This window comes from Oleiphilus sp. HI0043, from assembly GCF_001634935.1.
The window spans coordinates 1-1498 of the sequence record NZ_LWEY01000356.1 but is presented as its reverse complement, the minus strand read 5'-3'; the positions used below and the strand labels follow the sequence as shown (position 1 = coordinate 1498).

The following is a 1498-nucleotide window of genomic DNA, read 5'->3' as shown; positions in this document are numbered from 1 at the left end:
AGAAATGATGACCCTGATGATGATAATGATGGTGTGATCGATACTGAAGATGCCTTCCCAACAGACCCTACAGAACAAAAAGACCAAGATGGCGATGGCACAGGCGATAATGCTGATACTGATATCGACGGTGACCAGGTGCCGAACGATGAGGATAAGTTCCCACGTAACCCATTTGAAAGTGTTGATACCGATGGTGATGGTATTGGTAATAATACAGATGAAGACGACGATGGTGATTCCGTACCTGATCTTCAGGAAGAGCAAGATGGCACCAACCCGCTAGAGCGTGATACCGATGGTGATGGCGTGCTCGATAACGTCGACCAAGGTCCAACTGACCCAACGGTACAGTTCGATTCAGACCAAGACGGTATTGATAATGCGATAGATAATTGCCCAGTTCATTACAACCCTGTACAGAGTGACCTGGATGATGATGGTCGCGGTGATCCTTGTGACCTGGATCGCGATGGTGATGGCGTTAACAATGATCTTGACGCCTTCCCTTCAGATGAAACAGAAACAGAAGATACTGACAATGACGGTGTAGGTAACTCAGAAGATACTGATGACGATAATGATGGTGTTGCCGATGATCTGGATGATTTCCCGACTGACCCGAATGAAATTGTCGATACCGATGGCGATGGTACCGGTGACAATGCAGACAGCGATGATGATGGAGACGGTACACCTGATTCCGAAGATGCCTTCCCTCTAAACTCTAGTGAAGACACCGATACCGATGGTGATGGTATTGGTAACAACACCGATGATGACGATGATGGTGACGGTGTTGCCGACAGTGATGATGCTTCACCTCTAGATGCCTTGGCAAGTACTGATACAGACGGCGACGGTGAGCCAAATATCACTGATACCGATGATGATGGTGATGGTACGCCAGACTCTGAAGATCGTTTCCCACTGAACCCTAATGAAGATACGGATACAGATGGTGATGGCATTGGTAACAACACTGATACTGATGATGATAATGATGGTGTAGAAGATGATGCTGATGCCTTCTCTTTACTTGCTTCTGAGCAATTAGACACAGACGGTGATGGCACAGGTAACAATGCAGACACTGATGATGATGGTGATGGTACACCTGATGCCTCAGACCCATTCCCCCAAAATGCTTTAGAGACTCGTGACTCCGATGGCGATGGTATTGGTGATACAGCCGATACGGATGATGATAACGATGGTGTACTAGATATAAACGACGCTGCACCGACTAGCCGCGATGGTGATGAAGATGGCGTAGGTGATGGCCGTGATAATTGCCCAGTGAATAGTAACAGTGATCAGCGTGACTCAGATGGTGACGGCCAAGGTGACGCCTGTGATAGTGATGATGATAACGATACAGTCGAAGATAGCGCAGATAATTGCCCAACAGTACCGAATAGGAATGGCCAGAGCGATAACCTAGACGGTGATGACTTTGGTGATGCCTGTGATGATGATCGTGATGGCGATGATATCA

The 1498-nt window shown here is 47.4% G+C and carries 1 protein-coding gene; it reads left to right on the top strand.

From position 1 onward, the window contains the following. The coding region (locus A3729_RS04925; RefSeq protein WP_197475571.1) for a thrombospondin type 3 repeat-containing protein at positions 1-1498 on the top strand (1498 nt) is incomplete at both ends.